This is a genomic window from Faecalibacterium sp. AM43-5AT (assembly GCF_003603345.1).
Classification (GTDB): Bacteria; Bacillota; Clostridia; order Oscillospirales; family Ruminococcaceae; genus Faecalibacterium; species Faecalibacterium taiwanense.
Genome location: NZ_QVGZ01000009.1, coordinates 53577 through 79006, shown reverse-complemented (window position 1 = coordinate 79006; position 25430 = coordinate 53577). Strand labels below are relative to the sequence as shown.

Genomic DNA, 25430 nt, shown 5'->3' with positions numbered 1-25430 from the left:
TTTTGCAAAATTTATTATGGTAAAGCAGCAAAAGTATTACTAATACAAAATGCCCTCCCACGAATGGGAGGGCGCATGATGAAGGAGAAAATGAAGAAAGCAAATTGCGGATGGGTTTGAAATGAGGGTTCAGAGGGCAGACATAAAAGCAATGTCCTCTGCGGCGCAGTTCAGGATGACTTCTTCCCGAAGAAGCGGAATGTCCCGGCTCTGCTGGTGCAGCCACTTAGAAATCTCTGCATACTGGATACAGCCTTTTCCCAACGGTGTAGGGCCGTAGGTATCGTAAGTTCCCGTAGAGCCATAAGTGAAATCTTTGACATGAATCGCATCAATGCGAGAACCAATCAGGGAAAGCCAGTCATTCCAAAGCTTTGTCTGATGGAGAATGTTGTGGTTTTCCAGTACATTGGCCGGGTCAAAGATGAAGTGCAGATGCTCCGGGTCGGCTACACGGTCAATCAGCTGCTGAACCACTTCCATGCTGTCCAGTGGATGCCAATAGACCGGCTCCACTGCAAAGATAGCGTCCATTTTTGCAGCGGTTTCTACGATGCGGAGAACACTGTCGAACATCCATTCGCGCCGTGCAGCGCGTTTCTCTGCATCCAGATGCAGATAGGAAGTTTCACTGCCGACGCAGCGACCGCCTGCAAGATGCTGCCAGCTCAGAACGCGGCAGATATTCTGCACAGCAGTGGCACGTTTTTCTGCGTCCGGGTCGCTCAAATCCTGATAGCAGCCCAGCACGGAAATTTCTACATCATGCGCGGCAAACCCACTCCGAAGGGTTTCCAACTGTTCCGGCGAGATATGTTGATAATCATTGATGCCTTCAATGGCCTTTGGCACGGCGACCTGTGCAGCCTGATAACCGGCATTGTGCAGAATTAATGCCAGTTCCTGCGCCGGGTGCTTGCCATAATCGTGGGCACGGCAGCCAATCTTCATAGCAGGTGCCTTTCTTTACTGGGGCTGCTTGCCGATGTAGGCCAGAATGCCGCCGTCCACATACAGGATCAGGCCGTTGACGAAATCAGATGCCTCGGAAGCAAGGAACACGGCGGGTCCGCCCAGATCCTCGGCCTCGCCCCAGCGGCCTGCGGGGGTCTTGGCAACGATGAACTGGTCGAAGGGGTGACGGCTGCCGTCGGGCTGGATCTCGCGCAGCGGTGCGGTCTGCGGGGTAGCAATGTAGCCGGGTCCGATGCCGTTGCACTGGATGTTGTAAGCGCCGTACTCGGAAGCGATATTCTTGGTCAGCATCTTCAGACCGCCCTTGGCTGCTGCATAAGCAGAAACGGTCTCACGGCCCAGCTCGCTCATCATGGAGCAGATGTTGATGATCTTGCCGCCGCCCTGTGCGATCATATCAGGGATGATGGCCTTTGCCACGATGAAGGGCGCGTTCAGGTCAACATCAATGACCTGACGGAACTGTGCTGCGCTCATCTCAGTCATGGGGATGCGCTTGATGATGCCGGCGTTGTTGACCAGAATGTTGATGTGGCCGACTTCCTCGGTGATCTTGGCGACCATGGCGTTGACGGCGTCCTCATCGGTGACGTCGCAGACGTAGCCGTGTGCCTTGATGCCGGCCTCTGCATAGGAAGCCAGACCCTTGTCCACCAGCTCCTGCTTGATATCATTGAACACGATGGTAGCGCCGTTGGCTGCCATAGCCTTTGCAATTGCCATGCCGATGCCGTAGGATGCGCCGGTGATCAGCGCCACCTTGCCGGTCAGGTCAAAGGATTTGGGAGTGCAGATAGCCATAATAGTAGTCCTCCATAAAGGTCAGTGAAATATCATTCAAAGGTTTCCAGTGCTTCCACCAGTGCAAGGATGGTCAGCGACTGGCCGTATGCCATGGGAGCAATCAGAATGTTTTTGTAGTGGTCGCGGTCGTAGCCCATACCCGTACCGCCGGATACTTTCAGCACCGTACCATCGGTGTCGATGTTCTTGAGGATTGCACGGATAGCTTTCTTGGCACAGGGCAGGTAGGAATCATCCAGAATCCCCATGCGGATGCCTTTCAGGATGCCAGCGGTGATAGCAGCAGAGCCGGAAGTTTCTTCATAGCTGGTGGAGTCATCCAGAACCGTATGCCAAAGGCCGTCCTCACCCTGAAGGTCACGCAGTGCGCGCACCTGTGCTTTGTAGGTATCCAGAATGAACGTCTTGACGCCTTGATTCAGCGTACCCTTAAACATATCCAGATAGTCCAGAATACCTAGCGTGAACCAGCTGTTGCCGCGGCACCAGAACACGCCGCCAAAGTTGTCCATCCGATTGAACGACCAGCCGTGGAAGAACAGACCGGTGTGGGTATCGTACAGATACTTGATGTGCATCAGCACCTGCTTAATGGATTCGTCGATCCACTCCTGCTTGCCGTACTTCTGGCCCATCCGATTGAGGAACAAGACGGTCATGAACAGGGTGTCGATCCACATCTCGCTCTCGTTTAGGCGAACGCCCTGACGGTCGCCGTTGGCACTGGTGACGTGCTGAAAGCCACCCTCACGGGTACGCGGGATGCACTCCATCAGCCACTTTGCCCAGTCCAGACAAAGGGCTTCAAACTCAGGGTCGTGGTAGATCTCGTTCAATTCACACAGAGTCAGCAGCGGAGTAGTCGTGTTAATATTGCGGGAAGGCAGACCCTGCGCAATGTTCTCCTTGAACCAATCATGCAGAAAGGTGCGGTATTCCTCCGAATCCTGCATCTTGGCGATTTTGAGCAGTCCGTACAGGCCGATGCCCTGCGGCCAGTCCCACTCCTTGATGCCGAAGTCACGGCTAAAAAATCCGATGGCCTCGCCGCCTTCTTTCAAAGTGTCCTCGTTTTCGGGGGCACCAAGGTGCATCAGCTTCTGGATAACAAGATCCAGCTTTTTCTGAATCAGTTCTTTTTTGATTTCGTTTGCCACAAGAAACACCTCATGTATTTGTGTTGTTTTTCTCAGCGGTTGAAGTAAGCGATTTTCGATATTGTGCAGGCGTAACGTGTTGATATTTCTTGAACACACGTCCCAGATAGGTGATGCTCTCAAACCCGGTACGGCTTGCGATCTCGGAAACGGAAAGTGTTGTTGTTTCTAACAGGCTCTGCGCTTTTTTTACCCGCAGGATGTTGATGTATTCGTTGATGCCGAAGCCAGTCACTTCATGGAAGGAACGGCTGAGATAATACTTGCTGATATAAAACTGCTCGGCAAGGCTGTCCAGCGAGAGCGTTTCCTGAAAGTGATCGGAAATGTAGTCTGAGATTTGGTAGACTGCATCGAACTTTCCGCCGCTGGCCTTACCCTCCTGCACATCGTTCAGGCAGGCGACCTGCTGATTGCTGCGCCGGAAGTGGATGAAGCCTAGAATCAACTCCGAAAGGATAGCGGTCTGGCTCATAGGCTCTGCCTTGTCCAGTTCCCCCATGATTTGCAGAAACAATCGGCGGGTATTCGCTGTCTGCTTCGGGGTCAGTTCGTAAATTCCGTAGTGCTTGTGGAAGAACGCACCGATCTTCAGTTCCGGGAACATCTTATCGACCTTTTCCACAATGTCCCGGTCTACATAGAGGATCGCTCGCTCGTATTCGGTTTCCGGGTCTCCCACGATGGAATGGGACATATGAATCTGGCCGCTGTCCACGAGAATCAGGTTCCCGGCCTGTGCTTCATAGGCGCGGTTCTCAAAGAACATCTGCCGCCGCCCACGGAGCAGGAGATAAATTTCGTACTCCTGATGGAAGTGGTTGTACCGCATATCAAAGTTTGCCGGACGAACCATGTGTTCCACCATAATGCCGTTTCGTTTGCGGTAATATTGGGTCGCATCACCCTGAACCATGCTGTGCAGCCATGTTGTTTCCATGAAATGCTCCTTTTCTCCTGAACAGGCGGTGTTCTTGCCTTGATTATGTCATATCTGTTCAGGTTTGACAAGCATTTGCACTGTGGGGCTTACATCAGGCCCAGCGTAGTAGGCAGCCACTCGCTCAGAGCAGGGATGTATGTGACCAGCATCAGTGAGATGAAAATTGCCACAAAGAACGGAACCAGACTTTTCATCACATTCTCCAGACGTTGCTTTGCCAACGAGCATCCCACGAACAGGACGTTGCCAACGGGAGGAGTGATGGTGCCGACAGCCAGATTCATGACCATCATAACGCCGAACTGCACATCGCTCATGCCGAAGGCGCGGACAATGGGCAGGAAGATCGGGGTGAAGATCAGCAGAGCCGGTGCCATATCCATAAAGGTGCCGACGATCAGCAGGAAGATGTTCAGGATGAGCAGCAGGACGTACTTGTTGTCGGAGATGCCCAGAACCATTTTACTGATGGCAGCAGGCAGGCCGGTGAAACTCAGAACAAAGCTCAGGACGGAGGATGCACCGATGATCAGCATGACAACGGTGGTCATGTTTGCAGTCTGCACCAGAATACGGGGCATATCCTTCAGGTCGATGGACTTGTAGATGAAAACTGACAGGATAAAGGCATAAGCAACAGCCACAGCGGAGGCTTCCGTGGGGCTGAACACACCGGACAGGATACCGCCGATGATAATGACGATGAGCAGCAGGCTGGGGATGGCACGCCAGATGGTGTTCAAGGTCTCGCTGACGCTCAGCTTCTGAGCCTTGTCGCCCTTACGGACATAACCGTATTTCTTTGCGATGAAATAACCAACGACCATGCAGGCGGCAGTCCAGAGCAGACCGGGAATCCATCCAGCCATAAACAGGGTTGCAACGGAAGTGCCGCCACTTGCGGTGGAGTAGACGATAAATGCGGTAGTAGGGGGAATCAGCTGGCCGACCGGAGCGGTGGCCACATTCATGGCAGCGGAGAAACCTTCGTCATAGCCTTCCTCTTTTTCCATGGGGAGCATAACGCCGCCGATTGCGGTAGCAGCTGCGATACCAGAACCAGAAATAGAACCGAACATTGCGTTGCCAGCGGCGTTGGTCAGAGCCAGTGCACCGGGCACCCGCCGCAGAACCAGCATGGCTAAGTCAACCAATCGGTGCGCGATGCCGCCGTTGCTCATCAGCAGACCGGCTAAGATAAAGAACGGAACGGCGATCAGCGAAAGACTATCAATGCCCGCGATGACTTTCTGGGCGGAAACGAACATACCGAATTGTGGGGTAAGGAAAGCGGTGATGGTGATAAATGCAGATGCAACGATGCTGTACGAAACAGGTACGCTGAACATCAGCAGCAGCGCGAAGCTGACCACCAGAAGGATAGCGGCTTGCAGTTCCATTTAAGCGACCTCCTTGTCTTTATCCCGGAAGAGATGATACAGATTGTTCAGGCTGTAAAGGATCATCAGCGCACCGCCGATGGGAATGCAGGCGTAGTAGCACTCCATGGGCAGCTTCATAGCCGCCGAAATCTGACCGTGGGCGTTCATCGTGACGGCGATGCCGCCTACCACAAAGACCGCGGCGCTCAGTGCCAGAACAACGAACTCTACAAAGATCTGGGTGCGGCGCTGACCAGTGGGTTCAAAACTCTTGACCAGCAGGTCGATGGCCAGATGCTGCTTGGCACCGTAGGCATACGGCGCACCCAGCATAGTCAGCCAAATCAGTGCGAAACGCAGGATTTCTTCGGTGTATTTGCTGGGATTGCCCAGCACGAAGCGGGTAATGACCTGCCAGCAGCAGACAACGACCATCGCCGCAACCATAAAGGCGAGAACAGAGCTTAAAATCTTATTCAGTACTTTCATTTGCTTGTATCCTCCGCATAGCTCTGGATATCATCGTACAGCCTCTGGTAGGCATCGCCTTTTGCAAGGAAGTTCTGGTGAATGGGCTGCACAGCTTCGATAAACGGAGTCTTGTCGATGTCACGGTAAACGTGTACGCCGTAGCTCTCCGCCTCAGTTATGGCATCGTCCATCATCTGATTGTACTTCTGTACGAAGTTGTCATTCAGCTTGCTGAAGCATTCCAGCAGATAGTCCTGCTGCTCCTTGGAGAGCTTGTTCCAGACCTTCGTGCTGATGATGTAAATGTCAGGGGTGTACTGATGCTCGGTGTAGGTGTAGGACTTGACGATCTCCTCATGCTTGTCAACGGTCAGAGCCAGCTCAGTGTTCTCTGCACCGTCCACGATGCCCTGCTGCAAAGAGGTGTACGTTTCACTTGCGGACATAGGAACGGGAGAACCGCCCATAGCTTCAATCATATCCATGGAAGTGGAGCTGACCATGGAACGAATCTTTTTGCCTTTCAGCACGGCGGGAGAAGTAACTGCCACATCGTCTTTCAGATAGAAGTTGCGCGCACCATTGCAATAATATCCGATTGCGATGTAGCCTGCATCCTCCGTGGCGTTGAACAGCTCACGAATGACCTGACTGTTTGCCATTGCATTGTAGTAGTGTTCCTGCCCTTTGAACAGGTACGGCAGAGAGAAGATGGTGTAGCGGTCATCGAACTGGCCCAGCGTATTTGCGCTGATTTTTGCCATGTCCAGAACACCGGCCTGCACCAACTCGACCATGGCCGTTTCAGAACCCAGAACACCACTGGGATAGATAGAAACTTCCATGTTCATGCTCTCATCTTCGGCCACCAGATCGGACAGATACGCGATCGTGCCGCCGATCTCGGAATCGCCCGCCTGACCGTGCGCCAGCCGGAGCTGGATCTTGTCATTGCCAATGCTGCCGTTTACCTTGAAAAAGGTGGAAACTCCGATTCCCAGCAGCACGACGACAATGACGGTCAACAAGATTTTTGATGTCTTTTTCATTGTCATTCCTCCTAAATGATTTGCTCGTTCGGTGCGACTTTCTGGTTGTAATTATACAGCCTTTGGGGCCAGCTTTCTCGCAAAGAATTGCGAATGAAGCCGAAAATTCAAACGATATTGCGTTTGTGTTGTATACATTTTTTCGCTTTTCTCTATTGTTTTGTTGAAATGGACAATATTTCTTGCTATTTTTCTACATACAAATAATTTTTTAGATCAATTCGTCCGTTTTTTCTGCGCAATATTGTTTGAGCGTAAGCAGAAAAGAGCCACCCGTAGTTTGTTACGGATGGCTCTTGACATGTTTCTTTTATAAAAGGTTGCCGCTCAGTTCAGCCGGAATACCTGCTCCAGCTTGGGCTGTGCGCCGGTCACGGGGTCCATTTCCAATTCCAGAATGTCCTTCATGTACTCGTTCCAGCGGGCAACGACCGGGCTTTCTGCCTGCACTTTCTCGGCATAGGCAACGCCCTTTTCGCACTCATAGTAGCCGAACAGTTCATCGTTGCAGTAGAAGATGCTGTAATTGCAGATGCCGGCGTCTTTTAATACTTGCACCATCTCCGGCCAGATCTCTGCATGACGTTTCTGGTATTCGGCCTTGCAGCCGGGCTTGATGCGGCCTTTCCATGCCATGTGTTCCATGCTCTGCTCCTTAGTTGAGGAACTTCTCGTTCAGGGTCACGCCAAAGTCGCGGGCAATGGCACGCAGGTCGTCATCGGTGATGGTCTGCCGGATGATGCCGCCGCCCATGGAGAGCACCTTGACGTAGATTTCTGCGCTCTTTTCAATGGTGTGGGCCAGACCGAAGGTGATGTCAAAGTCCGGACCGGAGGCAAACAGACCGTGCTGTGCCCAGATGGCGGCCTGATAAGTCTTCATCAGCTCACTGGTGGCCATGGCAATGTCTGCCCCGCCGGGCACCATCCACGGGCAGACGCCCACGCCCTCCGGGAACACCACCGGGCACTCGGTGGCGCTCTGCCACAGCGCACGGGTGAAGTCCCGGTCGGTCAGGGGCAGGATGTAGGTCAGGGCGATCACGTTGGTGGCGTGGCAGTGGTAGATGACACGGTTTGCGCCATTGGTGGCGGCTTTGCGGACGCTGTGGTTCATAAAGTGGCTGGGGAACTCGGATGTGGGCTTTGCGCCGTCCTCCAGGCCCCAGACAATGCGCCAGCTGTCGCCCTTGTCGTTGATCTCCACAATGCCGATGCTATGGACAGGGTCCGGCTCCACGTTGCGGAAAAACTTGCCGGAGCCGGTGGTAATGAAATACTCGCCCGCCAGATTGTCCGCCTGCACGCCCATGTTCACCCATTCGCGGGGCTGCGGGTCAAAGAAGGGACGGCACTGGGCCACTTCCTCTTCCTTCATGCGGTAGGTCAGGTTGCCGCCGTTGCGCTCGTGCCAGCCCTGCAGCCAGCCATCGTTGCACATCCGCATAAAGCCTTTTACGATTTCAATATCCAGAATACCCATGATAAATACCTCTCTTTTCCTCTTCAAACTTAATTATCGAGTGATGATGTCCACAGGAACATCGAAGATCTTTGCCACTTTCAGAATGGTGTCGATGTGACGGCCGGTAGCCGCAGCCATGTGGTGGGTGGGGCCAGCCTCGCTCCAGCGGTTACAGAACTCCCGTGCGCCGCAGGTAAAGCGGGTGCGCATATTGGTGTCACCAAAGGTGAAGATGGGGCCGGGTTCGTTGACACCCTCGGCCACCACGAACTTGAAGTGACCGTCCTTGTCCTGCGTAATGCCCAGATAGGTCACAGGGCCAAGATGGGGGTAGAACTGGGTCAAGTAGCCGCCGCCGGTCTTGCCGTGGAACACAGGCACGATCTTCATGGTGGGCTTCTTCTCGGAAATGTCAGCATCACCGGAACCAGAGTGGCCGATGATGCAGATATCCTCGTCAAAGTCGATGGAGTACATCTCGCTCAGCTGGCCGCAGCCTGCAATGGTCTTGAGGATGCTCATGGCCATGGAAACCTTGATATCGCCTTCCACGGCGCAGGCCACGCCCTGCTTGATGAGCATGGAGAACGCCGGAATCAGCATGCTGTCCAGCACACCGGCCTTGCCCTGTGCAAAACCATCGTAGTGGGATGCGATGAACGCGATCTTCTCATCCTTGACCCACTGTTCAAAGGCCACGACATACTTCGCCATGTCCCAGACCTTTTCAATGGTGCCACCGCCCTCGATATCGAAGGTGTCCAGAATATCCTGTGCCTTGGTGCGGATGGCAGCTTCATCGGTGATGTTGTCGGCGATGGCCCACATCTTCTCCCAGTCGAACTGCTTGGTGTAGAGGAACATCCGGTTGTAGAGGTTGGTTTCGTCGATGTACAAGTCCATCATGCCGGGGTACGGACGGCCGATCTGCGCCAGATTGGTGTCGCGGAAGCGGCGGCGCACCTGTGCGGCACGGCACCAGTCCTCGATCTCGGCCTGCACCTGCGGGTCGCCGCCCTCGACAACGCCGGTGATGACGGCGTGACGCTTGCCAGCGCGCTCCAGGTCGGCCACCATCTCGCCCACGGCACCACAGGCATACAGCTCGCCCAGCCAAGTGGGGGTGTCGGTATTGGCGTAGTCCGGGGCTTTCTTCTTCTGGACATTCACCAGTACCACGGGTACGTTAAGGTCGCGCACGGCGGGCAGCATATTGTAAGAGGTGGCGTAGGTCAGCAACTGCAAAATGACCAGATCAACGTCCGCGGCGCGGAACTTGTCGCCTGCGGCCATGGAAAGTTCCTTGGTGGTAACGATGCCGCCGTCCACGATTTCCACGGTGTCGGGGATGGTCTTTTTGAAGTCGGCGTACTGCTGCTCAAATTCGGGCACGAGGGTCGGGAACTGGGGCAGATACGCGCCCAGAGCAATGGCGAACACGCCAACACGGGCTTTGGTTTCAACGAGCATGGATAATCCTCCTTATTGAATGTTCATCTGGATCTTCAAATTGCCGATGGCCGTTGCCTCGATGGGCAGAGCCACGACCTGTTTTCCGGTATAATGGGCGGTCAGCTCGTTCAGGGTGGCGTTCTTTGCGCCGCCACCTGCGATGTAGAGTTTATCCCAGTGCTGCCCGGTCACAGCCTCCATCTCACGATAGGCTTCCCCGTAGCAGTACGCAAGCGAATGGTAGATGCTGTTGATAAGGTCGGCATCCGTGGCAGGGGCTTCACCGGTCTCGGTAAGAGCGGCTCTGATTTCCGCGTGCATGTCCTGCGGCGCGGAGAAACGGGCTTCATTCACATCAAAAATGCGGGTGTAGGTGCTGGTCTTGGCCAGTTCCACCATCTCAGCAAAGGAGATGCCCAGCTGCTTTTGCACGCACTGGATGATCCACAGACCCATGATGTTTTTCAGGTAGCGGATGTATCCCACGCCGCCCTCGTTGGCAAAGTTTGCGCGGCGGCTCTCCGGGCTGGTGATGGGCTTAGCCAGCTTGACCCCCAGCAAACTCCATGTACCGGAGGAAAGGAACGGCGCATCCCCCTGCTCCATGGGAATGCCCTCCACCGCGCTGGCGGTGTCGTGGGTGGCGCACAGCACCACCTTGGTCTGCCCACCCACCTCGGCGGCAATGTTGGGCATCAGCGACCCCAGCACCGTGCCGGGTGCGGTCAGCTTGGGGAACATCGTTTCCGGCAGGCCAAGCGCCTGTAAAATTTCCGGGTCATATTCCCCGGTCTGAGCATTCACAAGGCCGGTGGAGGTGGCATTGGTGTACTCGCGGGCTTTTACGCCGCACAGTTTCCACAGCAGATATTCCGGGATCATCAAAAAGTCCTCGGCCTCTGCCAGCCGTCCGGCTTTTTTGTCAGCGTACAGCTGATAAATGCTGTTGAAGGGCTGGAACTGGATGCCGGTGCGCTGGTAAAGCTGTTCAAAGGGCAGGATGCTGTGTACTTCGGGAATGACCGCCTGCGTCCGGCTGTCGCGGTAAGTGTAGACCGGATAAATCGGCTGATCGTTTTTCAGCAGCACATAATCAACGGCCCATGTATCAATGGAAAGGCTCTCGATGGCCGGATACTTTGCAAAGGCTTCCCGGATGCCGTTCTTCACATTGGCGAACAGGCTGTCGATGTCCCATTTCAGATGACCGTTTACCCGCTGGACGCTGTTGGGGAACCGATACACTTCCTCGGTGCGGAGAACGCCGTTCTCCATCCATCCGACAATGTGCCGCCCGCTGGATGCACCAATGTCGATAGCAAGATAGTTCTTTTGCATAATGCGCCTCCTGTGTGGATTCTTTGACCTAAGTATACGGGTTCTTCCGCCGTGATTCCATCGGCAAAGGTGACGCATTTTTTGTGAAAAGTCCACTCTCCCATTTTGAAAATCGTCCAACATAAGCAAAAAAGCCGGAACGCTCCGTATGGAAGGAGCATTCCAGCCTTTTTGCATGATGAGGTAATGAAGAAGAAATGGGGAATTTAAGCAAAGCGGTGATGTAGAAGCTTACAGCTGGCTCTTGTACAGCTCAACGATCTCTTCCACGCTGGTGTCGCGGGGATTACCGGGGCGGCAAGCGTCTGCAAAGGCAGATTCAGCGAGGAACTGGATGTCCTCTTCCTTCAGGATACCTTTCAGATTGGTGGGGATGCCAACGTCAGCAGACAGCTGCTTGACAGCGGCGATGGTAGAATCAGCGGCCTGTGCGTCGTTCATCTCGTCGATGCCCTTCACGCCCATGGCCTTGCCGACAGCACGGTAACGCTCGCCAGCGATGGTCTTGTTGTACTCCAGACCAACCGGCAGCAGGATGGCGCAGGCCACACCGTGCGGGGTGTCATACAGGGCAGACAGGCCGTGTGCCATGGAGTGAACAATGCCCAGACCCACATTGGAGAAGCCCATACCGGCGATATACTCGCCCAGAGCCATACCCTCGCGGCCCTCCGGGGTGTTCTGGACAGCACCACGCAGGTTCTCGCTGATCAGCTTGATGGCTTCCAGATGGAACATATCGGAAATGACGCAGTGACCCTTGGTGATGTAGCCCTCGATGGCATGGGTCAAAGCGTCCATACCGGTGGCGGCGGTCAGGCCCTTGGGCATAGAGGACATCATATCGGGATCGACAACTGCAATCTCAGGGATGTCGTTGGTATCCACGCAGACGAACTTGCGCTTCTTCTCCACATCGGTGATGACGTAGTTGATGGTGACTTCAGCAGCAGTGCCGGCAGTGGTGGGTACTGCGATGGTGAACACAGCGTGCTTCTTGGTGGGAGCAACGCCCTCCAGAGAACGCACATCGGCGAACTCAGGGTTGTTGATGATGATGCCGATAGCCTTTGCAGTGTCCATGGAGGAGCCGCCGCCAATGGTCACGATGCAGTCAGCCTCGGCAACCTTGAAGGCAGCCACGCCGTCCTGTACGTTGGCGATGGTGGGGTTGGGCTTGATCTCGCTGTAAACAGCATAGGCAAAGCTTGCAGCATCCAGCAGGTCGGTGACCTTTTTGGTAACACCAAATTTGATCAGGTCGGGGTCGGAGCAGACGAAAGCCTTCTTGTAGCCACGGGCGGTCAGCTCGGGAACGATGTTCTCGATGGCACCGTGGCCATGGTAAGAAATGCTGTTCAGAACAATACGATCGGCCATAATTACAAAACCTCCAAATTGACACTTCTCTTTTTGCTGCAATCGCTTGGATTGGCAGAAAGATAACAAACTTTCTGTTCATTAGTATACTGGCCGCATTCGGAAAATTCCATCCGAAAAAGTACTCTCTTTTTTGTGAAAAGTCTACTCTTGCCCCCAAAAGGCGTGTGCGCTATACTAAAAACAGAAAGAGAGGAATCGAAAAATGCTGACTTATAACATGGATGTGACCCCGGAAAGCGTATGGAAACGCACAACACCCAGCGAAGCAGAGCTGGCACAACCTTATTATTGCACCGAAGCGGGGGTGTTCTATGCCCAGCAACATTTTTCTACGGCGCGCACGGACAAGGAAAGCTACATTTTGTTCTATACCCTGCGCGGAGCCGGGCTGATCGAGCAGGATGGGAACCATGTGATCCTCAGCACCGGGCAGGCATTGCTGCTCAACTGCCGTACTCCGCAAAGCTACTGCACTGCACCGGGACAAAGCTGCTGGCACCATTATTGGGTGCATCTGGACGGTGTGGGCGTTGCGGCCATGGAACCGCTGCTGTTTCCGGGCAAAAAATTGACCCCGGTGCAGATCACTGGGGCCAAGATGCAGGAATTGTTTGAAACGATTCTGGGCCAGATGGAGCGCGGCAATGTGGACAGCATGGTGCAGACCGGTCTGGCTTTGCACGGGATGCTTGCCCTGTGCGCACAGACCATTCTTGCAGAGGCCGAGACCACCAGCGCACGGCAGGTCATTTTGCAGGCTGCTGAAATCCTGCGAAAGAATTACCAGAAAGAACTTTCTCTTGCTGACCTGCTGGCCGATGCCCACATGAGCAAAAGCTACTTTCTGCGGCTGTTCCGGCGGTATATGGGCACAACGCCCTACAACTACCTCGTCAACTTCCGTATCACGCAGGCAAAGGAACTGCTGGTTCTCACCGACCACAGCGTTACTGAGATCGCGCAGCAGGTCGGTTTTGGCGATGCCAGCAACTTTTCCACCCGGTTTGCCAAGGCGACCGGGCAAAGCCCCTTACAATATCGCAAAAGTGCGCTAAAACCGTTGGACTTTACAAGAGAAGCAGGAGGATTTATGTCAAAATGACACAATTCCTCTAGGGATGTTTAGCATAATGGTGTATGACTATGTTTTATATTTATCGGGCATTAGAGAATCTTTTTGCTAACTCTTACAAAAAGACTATAAAAGACTTGCCATCTTCTGCAAAGTATGGTATATGCATTATACGAAATATTGATTTGCTGAACGTATTACCGTTCGATGATGTATAAATGGGAGGTGCCTGCCATGACCGCTGTGATCTATGCCCGCTATTCATCGGATAACCAGCGCGAAGAATCCATCGAAGGTCAGATCCGGGAATGTACGGCTTATGCCGAAAAGAATGGCATCACCATCGTCAAGCACTATATCGACCGTGCCATCTCGGCCAAAACGGACAATCGCCCGGAGTTCCAGCAGATGATAAAAGACAGCGACAAAAAGCTGTTTGACATCGTGCTGGTCTGGAAACTCGACCGCTTTGCTCGGAACCGCTATGACAGTGCCCGGTACAAGACCCAGTTGAAGAAGAATGGTGTCAAGCTCATGTCTGCCACCGAGATCATCTCCGAGGGGCCGGAAGGCATCATTCTGGAATCGGTGCTGGAAGGTTATGCCGAGTACTATTCCGCTGATCTGTCTGAAAAGGTTATTCGTGGCATGACTGAAAACGCACTGAAGGGAAAGTTCACTGGCGGTGCCATTCCCTTTGGCTACATCATCAACGCAGACCACCGCTTTGAAATCGACCCGTTGACTGCTCCCTTTGTGGCAGAAACCTTCCAGCGGTACAACGATGGTCAGACCATGCGGGAAATTCGGGATTGGCTGAACGAAAAGGGCGTCAAGAACCAGCGTGGCGGGCTGATGACCTTCAACACCATTCAGCATATGCTGAACAATCGCCGCTACATCGGGGAGCTGAAATATCGTGATGTTTTGATTCCCGATGCGATTCCCTCCATTGTGTCTGCAGAGCTTTTCAACGATGTACAGGAAAAGATGTTGAAAAACAAGAAAGCCCCTGCCCGTAGAAAGGCAGAGGATGACTACCTGCTCACCACCAAGCTGTTCTGCGGCTACTGTGGTGCACTGATGTTTGGCGAAAGCGGTACGAGCCGGACGGGCGAAGTCCACCGCTATTATAAATGCGCTACTGCCAAAAAGCATAAAGGCTGCAAGAAGAAAACTGTCCGTAAACAGTGGCTGGAAGATCTTGTGGTCAACCAGACCATGCAGCTTGTCAAGGACGATGCCGCCATGGAATCCATCATCGCCAAGGTGATGGAACTGCAAAATAAGGAGAATACCAACATTCCCCTTTATGAAAAGCAGCTCCGGGATGCAGAATCCGGTATCCAGAATATGCTCAATGCGATTCAGGCCGGTATCCTGACCAGTTCCACCAAGGAGCGGCTGGAGCAGCTGGAAGAAACCAAGCGTGAGCTTGAAGCCCGCATTGCAGAAGAGAAGCTGGCAAAGCCCAAGGTCACGGAGGAGTTCATCCGGTTCTGGTTGCTCCGGTTCCGCAAGCTGGATATGCGCCTGAAAGACCAGCGGCAGGCACTGGTGGATACCTTCATCAATGCGATTTACCTGTATGATGATAAGGCTTTGATAACCTTCAACTATAAAGAAGGAACACAGACCGTCACCTTTGGAGAAGCGGCAGAAGCCGCATCAAAGGGAAATGGTTCGGATTTGGATTGCTTTACTGCACCATAAAAAAGGCAGCTTTTGATAGCTGTCTTTTTTGTTTTACACAGCAGTTTCCCTTTAGCTGCAACAGCGGATAAGAGGACTTGAACAGCACGGCCCCACCGCAGGCGGGGCAACAAAAGCCCCAGTGGGGCTTTTGTTAGTGCGCGGTTCCCAACCTGTAGGAATGTCTACCGGGAGGCAGACTGCCCACTGTCTTTTTTGTTTTACACAGCAGTTTCCCTTTAGCTGCAACAGCGGATACTGCTCGTAGAATTTCGCCTTTTCGGATGCCAGCTGCGCATACTCGGTTTCCGATTTCTTCGGGCTGGGCAGCTTGGTGATGTCGTTTGCCTTGAAATAGGCTGCTGCCGCTCGGTATACTGTCAGCTCTGCACGGTGCTGCTCCTCAAAGGCTGCGGAGCAATCTTTTTGGTATTTCTATAAATAATAATCAAGAGGGCGACAGCTTTTGTTGTCACCCTCTTGATTATTATTTATTGTTCCCACGTTTTGGCTTTTTGTCGGACATTTATAATTTGGAGTTGGTATAAAATGCTGGGAATTGCAGAAACCAATGAAAAAATACCCAAGACAATAGAATGCTTGATAATGGCAAACAGTGCAAATAGGAGCAGCAGGAATAGCCATGGGTTACGCAAATTGCGGTAGTATTTTTCTTTATCGGCATAAGAAGTATGAAGTTCAAAAGGCTTTCCGTCGTTTGATTTTTCTACAATCAATAGTTCCCTGTTAAAAGTTGTTGCGTTTGTTGCAATACAACCGCCCATTTCCGCCCATGGACGCAATCGAACTTTTCCGACAGAATAGTTTAGATTGATATTCTTGAAAAATACCTTGTAGCCCATATCCTCCAAAAAATCAGCGTAGTCCGTTGCATTCTCTTTTGATTTTTCTCCGACAAACTCTACACAATAGGTCACTTCATCAGGACTGCATTCTTCAAATTCATAGAGCACCCTCCCTGTCCGGACAAGTCGATAGCCTTTTTCGGACATTTTGTTTAACCATTTTGCCTGTGCATTTAGCAATCCACCAAAGAAGCGATAACATTTTTTACTCATACTGCACCTCCAATAATTTCACTTGCAATGCTTACAAGTTCGTTTAGTCTTGCAAGCTCTTTTTCTGCAATTTCTTTTCCCTGTGCTGTAATGTGGTATTCTTTTTTTCTTCCCTCACTATCGCCATAAGGTTCAATCCACTTCTTGTCCTGCAAAGAGTTTAATGCTCCATATAAAGTGCCTGCGCCTAGGGAAAGCCGTCCGTTTGTTTTTTCTTCAATAAACTGCATAACAGCGTATCCGTGTTTTGGCGTATAAAGAGAAAGCAAAATATAAAAGGTGACTTCTGTAAGCGCACCACCTTTTGCATTATCGCGCATGGTTTGCCTCCTTGTTACGGTTACTGTAATAAATATATCACTAACCGTAATATTCATCAAGCAGATTCAGGAAAATTATTTAATGGGTGTGTGAAAGAAGAACATTCTGCTCTCTATTTGGTTTGTTGTTCGGCGTGTCGTGGCGGTGGGTCGTGCTTGGATTCGCTTTGACATTCGTTTTGTTCATTGAACCTCCTGTCGTCTTGCTAGCTCCTCGGTGAAGTTATGTAAAGCACAACACGCTATTCTTTCGCACCAGTGGTGCGAAATCTGAGCAGGGTTTGGGGTGGGACCGCGTTTGCGAAGCGCAGCGCAGCAATAAAAGCCCCAGTGGGGCTTTTAAGCGGCAGCGCGGTCTGCGACAGCAGATGAAGGGGCATTGCCCCGACAAGCTCGGTGGAATTTGCGATAAAGGGTATCCTCAAAAATCAGATAGAGCGCCGCCAACACAATGCTGCTGACCAGACACATCACTACCGCGTTGCCGACGCTCCGCTTTGCCTTGGGAACCTCGTTCTGCCCAAGGCTGATGCTGACGAAGGCGCAGCAGCCGTCACCGATCATCACCGCGATCGCCAGAGCCACCACCGTCAGGGGGAACCCAACGGTGTTGGCGGCGTTGCCGTAGGAGCCAAGATAGCTGGCGTTTGCAATAAAGATCTGGTCCACGATGTTGTACAGCGCACCCACCAGCAGCGAAATAATGCACGGGATCGCATACTTTTGCATCAGCTTGCCGATGCGCTCCGTGTCAAGGAATTGATTGGAACTTTCCATGGGATTCACCTTACCTTTCCATTTTGGGGCAAAAAAACAACGAGCAGCCCTCATGCAACCGGTTTTACGCATGAGTGCTACTCGTTGTACGAAATTATTATAGCCCGCCTGCCGGGAATTTGCAAAGGCAGTTTTGCACAAGAATTGTACTGGGCATTCTGCGCAGATTGCGCGAGGCAAACTTTGTGGAAGATGCCCTTTGAAGCCCACCAACCTACCGTGGTACAATAAAGTAAAGAGTAAAATTACGCTGGAAAGTCTGTTTTTGCAGCCTTTCCATACAAGGGAAAGAGGCAAGGTGATTTTTACCAATAAATGCAAGGGCTCTTTTTGTGAAGAATGAGACGGGGACGATCCTGTTCATTGGAATGAAGAGACTTCTTCTTGCGGCGATATCCTATCGACACCACCGACATCCGGGCGAAACCACGCCGGAGCAGGCCCACGAGATTGGTCGGCAGCTTGCAGATGAAGTCCTGCAAGGCAAATATGATGCCAAGCAGGATCGTAATGCGGAGGCCGCTGTTCTTTCAGAACCGCACGAAGGAGAAATTATGAAAATGCAGTAAAGGTTATCCCATAGTCACCTGCACCTCTACCACGGCGCCTTCCGGTGCCAGCGGCAGCAGGCTGCCCTCAATGGGCTTGCCATCCACAGCGACGCTCTTCACACCGTACTGGACTGCAGCGGTATTATCCACTGCAATGTGATAGGTTGCGCCCCGGTAGCGGCGGGTAACGGTGAAGCCGCCCAGCGTGTGTGGGATACAGGGGTCTACCTTCAGGCCGTCCAGCGTGGGCTGGATGCCAAGGATATACTGGCTCACATTGAAGAAGGTCCATGCGGCAGTGCCGGTCAGCCAGCTGTTCTTTGCTTCGCCAAAGGTGGGGGCATCCTTACCGGCCACCATCTGGCTGTAGACATAGGGTTCGGTGCGGTGGATCTCAGAAATATCCTCGATGTAGGCCGGGCATGTCTTACGGTACACCTCAAAGGCCCGGTCGCCGTGGCCCAGAACGGCTTCGGCACAGCTGATCCACGGGTTGTTGTGGCAGAAGATACCGGCGTTCTCCTTGTATCCCGGAGGATAGCTGGAAATTTCGCCCAGATTGAGCTGATAACTGGTGTATGCAGGTTGGTGCAGAACCACACCGTACTTGGTATCCAGCCGTTCCTCTACGCTCTTCAATGCCTGCGCGGCCTGACCGGTCTCCTTGCCAATGCCAGCCATGACGCACATGCCCTGCGGCTCAATGAAGATCTGGCCCTCGGTGCACTCCTTGCTGCCAACAGGCTTGCCAAAAGCATCGTAGGCGCGGCGGAACCATGCGCCGTCCCAGCCAGAGGTCAGGGCCGCCTGTTCCACGCCGTCCACGGCCTTGCGGGCCGCAGCGGCTTCATCGGCAAGGTTCAGGTGGTCGCACAGTTCGGCGTACTCGTGGCCGTACTTGACGAACATGCCCGCAATGAACACGCTTTCGGCCACAGGGCCTTCGCTGGGACCGGTGATCTGGAAACTCTCGCCCGGGTGCTCCGAGAAACAGTTCAGGTTCAGGCAGTCGTTCCAGTCGGCGCGGCCAATGAGCGGCAGGCCGTGGGGGCCAAGGTGGGTGACGGTAAAGTTGAAGCTGCGGCGCAGATGCTCCATCAGGCTCTGTGCCTTGCTGGCATCGTTATCAAAGGGCACCTGCTCGTCCAGAATAGACCAGTCGCCGGTCTCGCGCAGATAGGCGGCAGTGCCGGCAATGAGCCACAACGGGTCATCGTTGAAGCCGGTGCCGATATCGCGGTTGCCTTTCTTGGTCAGGGGCTGGTACTGGTGGTAGGCGCTGCCATCCTCAAACTGGGTGGCGGCGATATCCAGAATGCGCTCCCGTGCGCGGGACGGAATGATGTGTACAAAGCCCAGCAGATCCTGACAGCTGTCGCGGAAGCCCATGCCGCGGCCGGTCCCGCTTTCAAAGTAGCTGGCCGAGCGGCTCATATTGAAGGTGACCATACACTGATACTGGTGCCAGATGTTCACCATACGGTCCAGCTTTTCCTCGCCGGATTCCAGATGGTAGGTGGAGAGCAGAGCTTCCCAGTGGTCGGCCAGCGCCTTGCGGGCCGCGTCCACCTGTGCATCGGTGGCATAGCGTGCGATCATAGCATGGGCACGCTCCTTGTTGATGACACCGGGAGCCGTGAACTTTTCTTCCTGTGGGTTCTCGATGTAGCCCAGACCGAAGAGGATCTTCTTTTCCTCACCCGGTGCAAGGGTGACATGGATGTGCAGCGCGCCCACCGGTGCCCAGCCGTGGGCGATGCTGCCGGAGCAGTGCCCGGCGCGGACGGCCTGCGGGTCTGCAGGGCCGCCATACACACCGCAGAAGGCATCGCGGGTGGTATCAAAGCTGGTAACGGGCGTATTGCTCCAGAATACCGCATAGTGATTGCGGCGCTCACGGTATTCCGTCTTATGGTAGATGATGGCCGTCTCCACCTCCACCTCGCCGGTGGAGAAGTTGCGCTGGAAGTTGGAGCTGTCGTCAATGGCATCCCACAGGCAGAACTCCACATAGCTGAACACATCCAGCTCTTTTACGGCATCCGTTTTATTTTTCAAAGTCAGGCGGTCCAGCTCACAGGCATCGCCGGTGGGCACGAACAGCTCCTGCGCAGCGGAAACACCGTTCTTCTCACCCTCCAGAATGGTATAGCCCAGACCGTGGCGGCAGGCGTAGCTGTCCAGCTCTGTCTTGGTGGGCTGCCAGCCGGGGTTCCAGACGGTATCGCCATCCTTGATGTAAATGTGGTGGCCGTCCATATCCAGCGGGGAGCTGTTATAGCGGTAGCGGGTCAGGCGGCGCATCCGCGCATCGCGGTAAAAGCTGTAGCCGCCCGCCGTATTTGAGACAAGACTGAAGAAATCCTCGCTGCCAAGGTAGTTGATCCAGGGCAGAGGCGTACGCGGGGTGGTGATGACATATTCTTTGCGTGCGTCATCAAAATGACCGAATTTCATAAATGCTTCCTCCTTATCAGCTGCCGGTAGCCCCGGCGGCATCGCTTTTGCGAAAACGATTAAGGCAGACGATCAAAGCATTCTCTTTGCTTCTAGCATAGCCCAAGCAGGCCAAAAAAGCAAGAGGATTTTCTAAAAAATTTCTGAAAGTATCTTTCATAAATACGCATGTTTCCATGATTTTCAGAAAATTCATTTCAAGCACGCTTTTTGTGCTTCCTATAAGTGAAAACGCTGAAACACAATTTATAGGTAATATTATATACGGCGAAAATCGTAACGAAACTGCAACGAAAATCTTTTGATTTTAACCGAAATGTAACGAAATCCATCCGAGATGCACAATTTTGGTTCTTCAGAAACGAACAAAACGCCAAAAATGGGTCAAAAGCAATGGAAGTTATTCTTTTTAGCTTGATTTTTCGTACAGAATACGCTATTATGAGATTGCGAAAACGATTAAGGACTTGATGGTAAACATCCCCCGTAAAACGTTCTTCGGAAGGAGGCAAACGAGCGATGCCGTCCCTGAAAGATCTGGCAAAGGAATGCGGCGTATCGGTGGCAACGGTCAGCAAGGCGCTGAACGACCAGCCGGATATCTCGCCTGCCACACGAGAACGGGTGCGGGCCGCAGCGCACCGTATGGGCTACATGCCAAACGCCGCCGCCCGTTCCTTGAAAACAAACCGTACTTACAATCTGGGCGTTCTGTTCGTAGATGAACGGCAGAGCGGCCTGACCCACGAATACTTTTCCGCCGTGCTGGACAGCTTCAAGGTGGAAGCCGAGAAACACGGCTACGACATCACCTTTATCAACCACAATATCAGCGGCAAGAGCATGAGCTACCTTGAGCACTGCCGCTACCGCAATGTGGACGGTGTGGTGATCGCCTGCGTGAACTTCTACGAGCCGCAGGTGGTGGAGCTGGTGAACAGCGAGGTGCCGGTGGTCACGATCGATCATGTGTTCAATAACCGCATGGCGATCCTCTCGGATAACGTTTCCGGCCTGAAGGCACTGGTGCGGCAGGCATGGGCCTGCGGCCACCGCCGCATCGCCTTTATCCACGGCGAAAAGACCGCCGTTACCGAGAACCGCGTTGCAGGTTTCTATCAGGCCTGCGAAGAGCTGGGCCTGAAGATCCCGGAAGCTTATGTGCGGGAGGGCATCTACCATGATGCCGACCGCTGTGCCGCCGAGACCAAAGCGCTGCTGGAGCTTCCGCAGCCGCCCACCTGCATCATCTTCCCGGACGATTTCTCCGCGCTGGGCGGCTACAACGCCATCAGCGAAAAGGGGCTTTCGATCCCGGAGGATGTTTCGGTGATGGGCTACGACGGCATCTACCTCTCGCGGGTGGTCAAGCCTCAGCTGGTGACTTACCAGCAGAACACCGCCGCGCTGGGCCGCACGGCTGCCGACAAGCTCATTGAGCTGATCGAGCATCCAAGAGTGACCCTGCCCGAACAGATCCGCGTTTCCGGCAAATTGCTGGACGGCGGGTCGGTCAGCATTCTTTAATATGTCTCCAAAGGCTCTTGCTACAGAACCTTTTTTGAAGAAAACTTTTGCAAATAATGGAAAACCATGAAGGAGGTTTACCCTTATGAAAAAGATCTCTCGTCGTAATTTCCTGCTCGCTTCCGGTGTCGTGACCATTGGTGCAGCTCTGGCTGCCTGTGGTGGTTCTTCTTCCACCAGCACCGCCTCTTCTGCAGCTCCCGCATCCAGCGCAGCTGCTTCCGAAGCTCCCGCAGCAGGCGGCAAGGTGCTGAACATCTGGTGCTGGAATGATGAGTTCCAGAGCCGCTTCAACGACTACTATCCGGAAGTTTCCGAGATCGCAGCCGACAAGTCCACCACCACCCTGAAGGATGGCACCGTTGTGAAGTGGACCATCAATGCCAACGAGAACAACAACTATCAGAACAAGCTGGACGAAGCCCTGCTGAGTCAGGACAGCGCTGCTGATGACGACAAGATCGACATCTTCCTGATCGAGGCTGACTATGCTCTGAAGTATGTGGATTCCGATTACGTTCTGGATGTCAAGGCAGACATCGGTCTGACCGACGACGATCTGGCTGGCCAGTACCAGTACACCAAGGACATCGTTACTGTGGACGGCAGCCAGCGCGGCACCACCTGGCAGGCAACTCCCGGTCTGTTTGCATACCGCCGCAGCATTGCCAAGGATGTTCTGGGCACCGATGATCCCGCCGAAGTGCAGACCTACCTGTCCGACTGGGATAAGTTCAATGATGTAGCTACACAGGCAGCCGCCAAGGGCTACAAGATGCTGTCCGGCTTTGATGATGCATACCGCACCTTCTCCAACAACGTGGCAGCTCCGTGGGTCACCGGCACTACCGTTACCGTTGATGAGAACATTATGAAGTGGGTCGATCAGACCAAGGAGTACACCGATAAGGGCTATAACAATAAGTCCAGCCTGTGGGACAGCCAGTGGGCAGCCGATCAGGGTCCCACCGGTAAGGTGTTCGGCTTCTTCTACTCCACTTGGGGCATCAACTTCACCCTGCTGGGCAACTCGCTGGAGACTCCTGTCGCTGAGGGCGGCAAGGAAGAAGTTGGCAACGGTATCTACGGCGATTACGCTGTGTGCGAAGGCCCTCAGCCCTACTACTGGGGCGGCACCTGGATCTGCGGCGCAGCCGGCAGCGACAACATCGAGACCATTAAGGATGTTATGCAGAAGCTGACCTGCGATGAAGCCATCATGAAGCAGATCACCATGGATACACAGGACTACACCAACAACGAGAAGGCTATGAACGAGATCGCAAACAGCGATTACAGCTCCGCTTTCCTGGGCGGCCAGAACCACATCGCTCTGTTTGCAGAGGCTGCAACCAAGATCGATATGTCCAACGCCGGTCCGTACGATCAGGGCCTGAATGAGAGCTTCCAGAATGCGTTCAAGGATTACTTCACCGGCAACGTGGACGAAGATACCGCAAAGGCAAACTTCGAGACCTCTATCAAGGAGAAGTATCCTGAGCTGACCGACGTGGTGTGGCCCGCATAATAGCAGCCGACCCTAAAACGGAAAAGTGAATACGCAGGGGCGGGCCGGACGCTGTTCCCGCCCGCCCCTGTTCTTTCCGCAAATTTATCAGGAGGCGATCCTTATGGGAGAAAAGAAAAAGAAAGGGTCGATCAGCTACGCGAAATGGGGCTACATCTTCATTGCGCCGTTCTTCATCATCTTCGCGGTATTCCAGCTGATCCCTCTGGCATCCACCATTTACTACAGCTTTTTTGAATATTACCGCAGCGGCCTGAAGATCATTGGCCCGAACTTTGTAGGCCTGAAAAACTACATTACCCTGTTCGCAACCGATCTGCCCAAGTACTTTGGCAACACGCTGATCCTGTGGATCATCGGCTTTATCCCGCAGATCGCCATTTCCCTGTTGCTGGCAGCATGGTTCACCGATCTGCGCCTGAAGCTGAAGGGCCAGACCTTCTTCAAGACGGTCATCTACATGCCCAACCTGATCATGGCCTCCGCCTTTGCAATGCTGTTCTTCGCGCTGTTCTCGGACAACGGCCCGGTGAACGCCGTGCTGCAGAGCATGGGCTGGATCGATGCACCCATCAGCTTTTTGAACACCGTGTGGGGCAACCGCGGGCTGATCGGCCTGATGAACTTCCTGATGTGGTTTGGCAACACCACCATCATGCTGATGGCTGCGATCATGGGCGTAGACCCCACCCTGTACGAAGCGGCTGAACTGGACGGCTGCACCCCGAACCAGATGTTCTGGAAGATCACCATTCCGCTGATCCGTCCCATCCTTGTTTACGTCATGATCACCTCCATGATCGGCGGCCTGCAGATGTTCGATGTGCCGCAGATTTTGACCAACGGCAAGGGCGGCCCGGACCGCACCTCCACCACCATGATCATGTACCTGAACAACCACCTGTTCAGCAAGAACTACGGCATGGCCGGTGCTGTATCCGTGGTGCTGTTCCTCGTGTGCGCAGTGCTGTGCGTTGTGGTCTACTTCTCCCTTACCAAGGAGGATGACGGCCTGACCCGCGCCCAGCGCAAAGAACTGAACGCCGCCAAAAAGGCAGCAAAAGGAGGGAAATGATTATGGCACACACTCCTAGAAATCAATCGGAAAAAGCAACACTGGCTGCACGCCGCGCATGGTGTTATCTGGTGCTGGTGCTCATCAGCTTTTTGTGCCTGTTCTTCTTCTATGTGCTGGTGATCAACTCCACCCGCACCCACTTCGAGATCCAGAAAGGCTTCTCGCTGCTGCCGGGCAAATCGCTCATCACCAACTTCCAGAACGTGCTGGCCGATGCCAACATCCCTGTCGTCTCCGGCATCCGCAACAGCCTGATCGTCTCCGCCTGCTCGGCGGCGCTCAGCGTGTACTTCTCGGCCCTGACGGCCTACGGCATCTACGCCTATAACTTCAAATTCAAAAAGGCCGCGTTCGCCATTATCCTGCTGATTATGACCATGCCCACGCAGGTGTCCGCTCTGGGCTTTTTGCAGCTCATCACCAAGATGGGCCTGAAGAACAGCTTTATCCCGCTGATCCTGCCCAGCATTGCAGCGCCCACCGTGTTCTTCTTCATGAAGCAGTATCTGGACGCTTCCCTTCCCATGGAGATCGTAGAGGCTGCCCGCATCGACGGTGCAGGCGAGTTCTACACCTTCAACAAGATCGTGCTGCCCATTATGAAGCCCGCTCTGGCAGTGCAGGCCATTTTCTCCTTCGTGGCCAGCTGGAACAACTACTTCATTCCCGCTCTGGTGCTGGACAGCGCCGACAAAAAGACCCTGCCCATCCTGATTGCACAGCTGCGCAGTGCAGACTTCCTCAAGTTTGATATGGGCAAGGTTTACATGATGGTGGCTATCGCCATTCTGCCCGTCATCATCGTGTACCTGCTGCTTTCCAAGTTCATCGTCCGCGGTGTTGCTTTGGGCGGCGTGAAAGGCTGACGGCATTTTGCCGCAAACAACAAAAGGGTCCCGGAGAAAATTCCGGGACCCTTTTGCTGTGTTT

23 protein-coding genes and 2 pseudogenes are annotated in these 25430 nt (G+C 53.6%); 7 read left to right on the top strand and 18 right to left on the bottom strand.

Annotation, left to right across the window (positions count from 1 at the left end; all coding sequences use genetic code 11):
* Positions 1-129: 129 nt before the first annotated feature.
* From DW937_RS11025 to fucO, 12 genes are all read right to left on the bottom strand, one after another.
* Positions 130-951: a TIM barrel protein gene (locus DW937_RS11025; protein ID WP_120120941.1), complete on the bottom strand. Its 822-nt coding sequence runs from the start codon at positions 949-951 to the stop codon at positions 130-132.
* A gap of 15 nt (positions 952-966) precedes the next feature.
* Positions 967-1776 (bottom strand): gluconate 5-dehydrogenase, encoded by an 810-nt coding sequence (locus DW937_RS11020; RefSeq protein ID WP_120120940.1) that lies wholly within the window; start codon positions 1774-1776, stop codon positions 967-969.
* Positions 1777-1808: 32 nt separating this feature from the next.
* The gene (locus DW937_RS11015) at positions 1809-2936 is read right to left on the bottom strand and encodes a glycoside hydrolase family 88 protein (protein WP_207666651.1); all 1128 of its coding nucleotides are present in this window, start codon (positions 2934-2936) and stop codon (positions 1809-1811) included.
* A 10-nt stretch (positions 2937-2946) separates the two neighbouring features.
* Positions 2947-3876, bottom strand: a complete 930-nt coding sequence (locus tag DW937_RS11010; RefSeq protein ID WP_120120938.1) for an AraC family transcriptional regulator — start codon at positions 3874-3876, stop codon at positions 2947-2949.
* A gap of 89 nt (positions 3877-3965) precedes the next feature.
* Positions 3966-5279: a TRAP transporter large permease gene (locus DW937_RS11005; protein ID WP_120120937.1), complete on the bottom strand. Its 1314-nt coding sequence runs from the start codon at positions 5277-5279 to the stop codon at positions 3966-3968.
* Complete coding sequence (locus DW937_RS11000) at positions 5280-5750, bottom strand: TRAP transporter small permease (protein ID WP_120120936.1); 471 nt, start codon at positions 5748-5750, stop codon at positions 5280-5282.
* On the bottom strand, positions 5747-6781 hold the full coding sequence (gene dctP, locus DW937_RS10995) for a TRAP transporter substrate-binding protein DctP (protein ID WP_120120935.1): 1035 nt from the start codon (positions 6779-6781) through the stop codon (positions 5747-5749). The genes DW937_RS11000 and dctP overlap by 4 nt, the downstream gene beginning before the upstream one ends.
* Positions 6782-7108: 327 nt before the next feature.
* Complete coding sequence (locus DW937_RS10990; RefSeq protein ID WP_120120934.1) at positions 7109-7426, bottom strand: L-rhamnose mutarotase; 318 nt, start codon at positions 7424-7426, stop codon at positions 7109-7111.
* Positions 7427-7436: 10 nt separating this feature from the next.
* The gene (rhaD, locus tag DW937_RS10985; RefSeq protein WP_097783716.1) at positions 7437-8264 is read right to left on the bottom strand and encodes a rhamnulose-1-phosphate aldolase; all 828 of its coding nucleotides are present in this window, start codon (positions 8262-8264) and stop codon (positions 7437-7439) included.
* 33 nt (positions 8265-8297) lie between these two features.
* The gene (locus DW937_RS10980; protein ID WP_120120933.1) at positions 8298-9716 is read right to left on the bottom strand and encodes an arabinose isomerase; all 1419 of its coding nucleotides are present in this window, start codon (positions 9714-9716) and stop codon (positions 8298-8300) included.
* Positions 9717-9728: 12 nt separating this feature from the next.
* Entirely contained in the window at positions 9729-11036 is a 1308-nt protein-coding gene (locus DW937_RS10975; RefSeq protein WP_120120932.1) for a rhamnulokinase family protein, read from the bottom strand.
* A gap of 231 nt (positions 11037-11267) precedes the next feature.
* A complete protein-coding gene (gene fucO / locus DW937_RS10970) occupies positions 11268-12416 on the bottom strand; it encodes a lactaldehyde reductase (protein ID WP_120120931.1) in 1149 nt (382 codons plus the stop codon).
* Between the two features lie 205 nt (positions 12417-12621).
* Between fucO and DW937_RS10965 the strand changes: the two genes are divergently transcribed.
* Both DW937_RS10965 and DW937_RS10960 read left to right on the top strand, forming a co-directional pair.
* Complete coding sequence (locus DW937_RS10965; protein ID WP_120120930.1) at positions 12622-13521, top strand: AraC family transcriptional regulator; 900 nt, start codon at positions 12622-12624, stop codon at positions 13519-13521.
* Between the two features lie 204 nt (positions 13522-13725).
* Positions 13726-15204: a recombinase family protein gene (locus DW937_RS10960; protein ID WP_120120929.1), complete on the top strand. Its 1479-nt coding sequence runs from the start codon at positions 13726-13728 to the stop codon at positions 15202-15204.
* 234 nt (positions 15205-15438) lie between these two features.
* Here DW937_RS10960 and DW937_RS15475 read toward each other — a convergent pair.
* From DW937_RS15475 to DW937_RS10935, 4 genes and pseudogenes are all read right to left on the bottom strand, one after another.
* Positions 15439-15597: pseudogene (locus DW937_RS15475) on the bottom strand (relaxase); the annotation flags it as partial.
* A gap of 77 nt (positions 15598-15674) precedes the next feature.
* Positions 15675-16262 carry a DUF2812 domain-containing protein gene (locus DW937_RS10950; protein ID WP_120120928.1) on the bottom strand — a complete coding sequence of 196 codons (588 nt, stop codon included), beginning with the start codon at positions 16260-16262 and terminating at the stop codon, positions 15675-15677.
* Positions 16259-16582, bottom strand: a complete 324-nt coding sequence (locus DW937_RS10945) for a PadR family transcriptional regulator (RefSeq protein WP_120120927.1) — start codon at positions 16580-16582, stop codon at positions 16259-16261. The genes DW937_RS10950 and DW937_RS10945 overlap by 4 nt, the downstream gene beginning before the upstream one ends.
* 411 nt (positions 16583-16993) lie before the next feature.
* Positions 16994-17359 (bottom strand): annotated as a pseudogene (locus DW937_RS10935) (MATE family efflux transporter); the annotation flags it as partial.
* A 332-nt stretch (positions 17360-17691) separates the two neighbouring features.
* Between DW937_RS10935 and DW937_RS15470 the strand changes: the two are divergent.
* A complete protein-coding gene (locus tag DW937_RS15470) occupies positions 17692-17928 on the top strand; it encodes a hypothetical protein (RefSeq protein ID WP_347561911.1) in 237 nt (78 codons plus the stop codon).
* 3 nt (positions 17929-17931) lie between these two features.
* On the opposite strand, the gene DW937_RS10925 is transcribed toward DW937_RS15470, so the two are convergent.
* Together DW937_RS10925 and DW937_RS10920 are read right to left on the bottom strand one after the other, a co-directional pair.
* Complete coding sequence (locus DW937_RS10925; RefSeq protein WP_120120926.1) at positions 17932-20367, bottom strand: glycosyl transferase; 2436 nt, start codon at positions 20365-20367, stop codon at positions 17932-17934.
* Between the two features lie 16 nt (positions 20368-20383).
* The gene (locus DW937_RS10920; protein ID WP_097776694.1) at positions 20384-20572 is read right to left on the bottom strand and encodes a hypothetical protein; all 189 of its coding nucleotides are present in this window, start codon (positions 20570-20572) and stop codon (positions 20384-20386) included.
* 314 nt (positions 20573-20886) lie between these two features.
* Here DW937_RS10920 and DW937_RS10915 point away from each other — a divergent pair, with 314 nt between their 5' ends.
* The 4 genes from DW937_RS10915 to DW937_RS10900 all read left to right on the top strand — a co-directional run bounded on the left by DW937_RS10915 (position 20887) and on the right by DW937_RS10900 (position 25366).
* Positions 20887-21894, top strand: a complete 1008-nt coding sequence (locus DW937_RS10915) for a LacI family DNA-binding transcriptional regulator (RefSeq protein WP_118529139.1) — start codon at positions 20887-20889, stop codon at positions 21892-21894.
* Between the two features lie 85 nt (positions 21895-21979).
* Entirely contained in the window at positions 21980-23422 is a 1443-nt protein-coding gene (locus DW937_RS10910) for a twin-arginine translocation signal domain-containing protein (RefSeq protein WP_120120925.1), read from the top strand.
* A gap of 103 nt (positions 23423-23525) precedes the next feature.
* The gene (locus DW937_RS10905; protein ID WP_097774019.1) at positions 23526-24497 is read left to right on the top strand and encodes a sugar ABC transporter permease; all 972 of its coding nucleotides are present in this window, start codon (positions 23526-23528) and stop codon (positions 24495-24497) included.
* 2 nt (positions 24498-24499) lie between these two features.
* The gene (locus tag DW937_RS10900) at positions 24500-25366 is read left to right on the top strand and encodes a carbohydrate ABC transporter permease (protein WP_118529137.1); all 867 of its coding nucleotides are present in this window, start codon (positions 24500-24502) and stop codon (positions 25364-25366) included.
* Positions 25367-25430 lie beyond the last annotated feature (64 nt).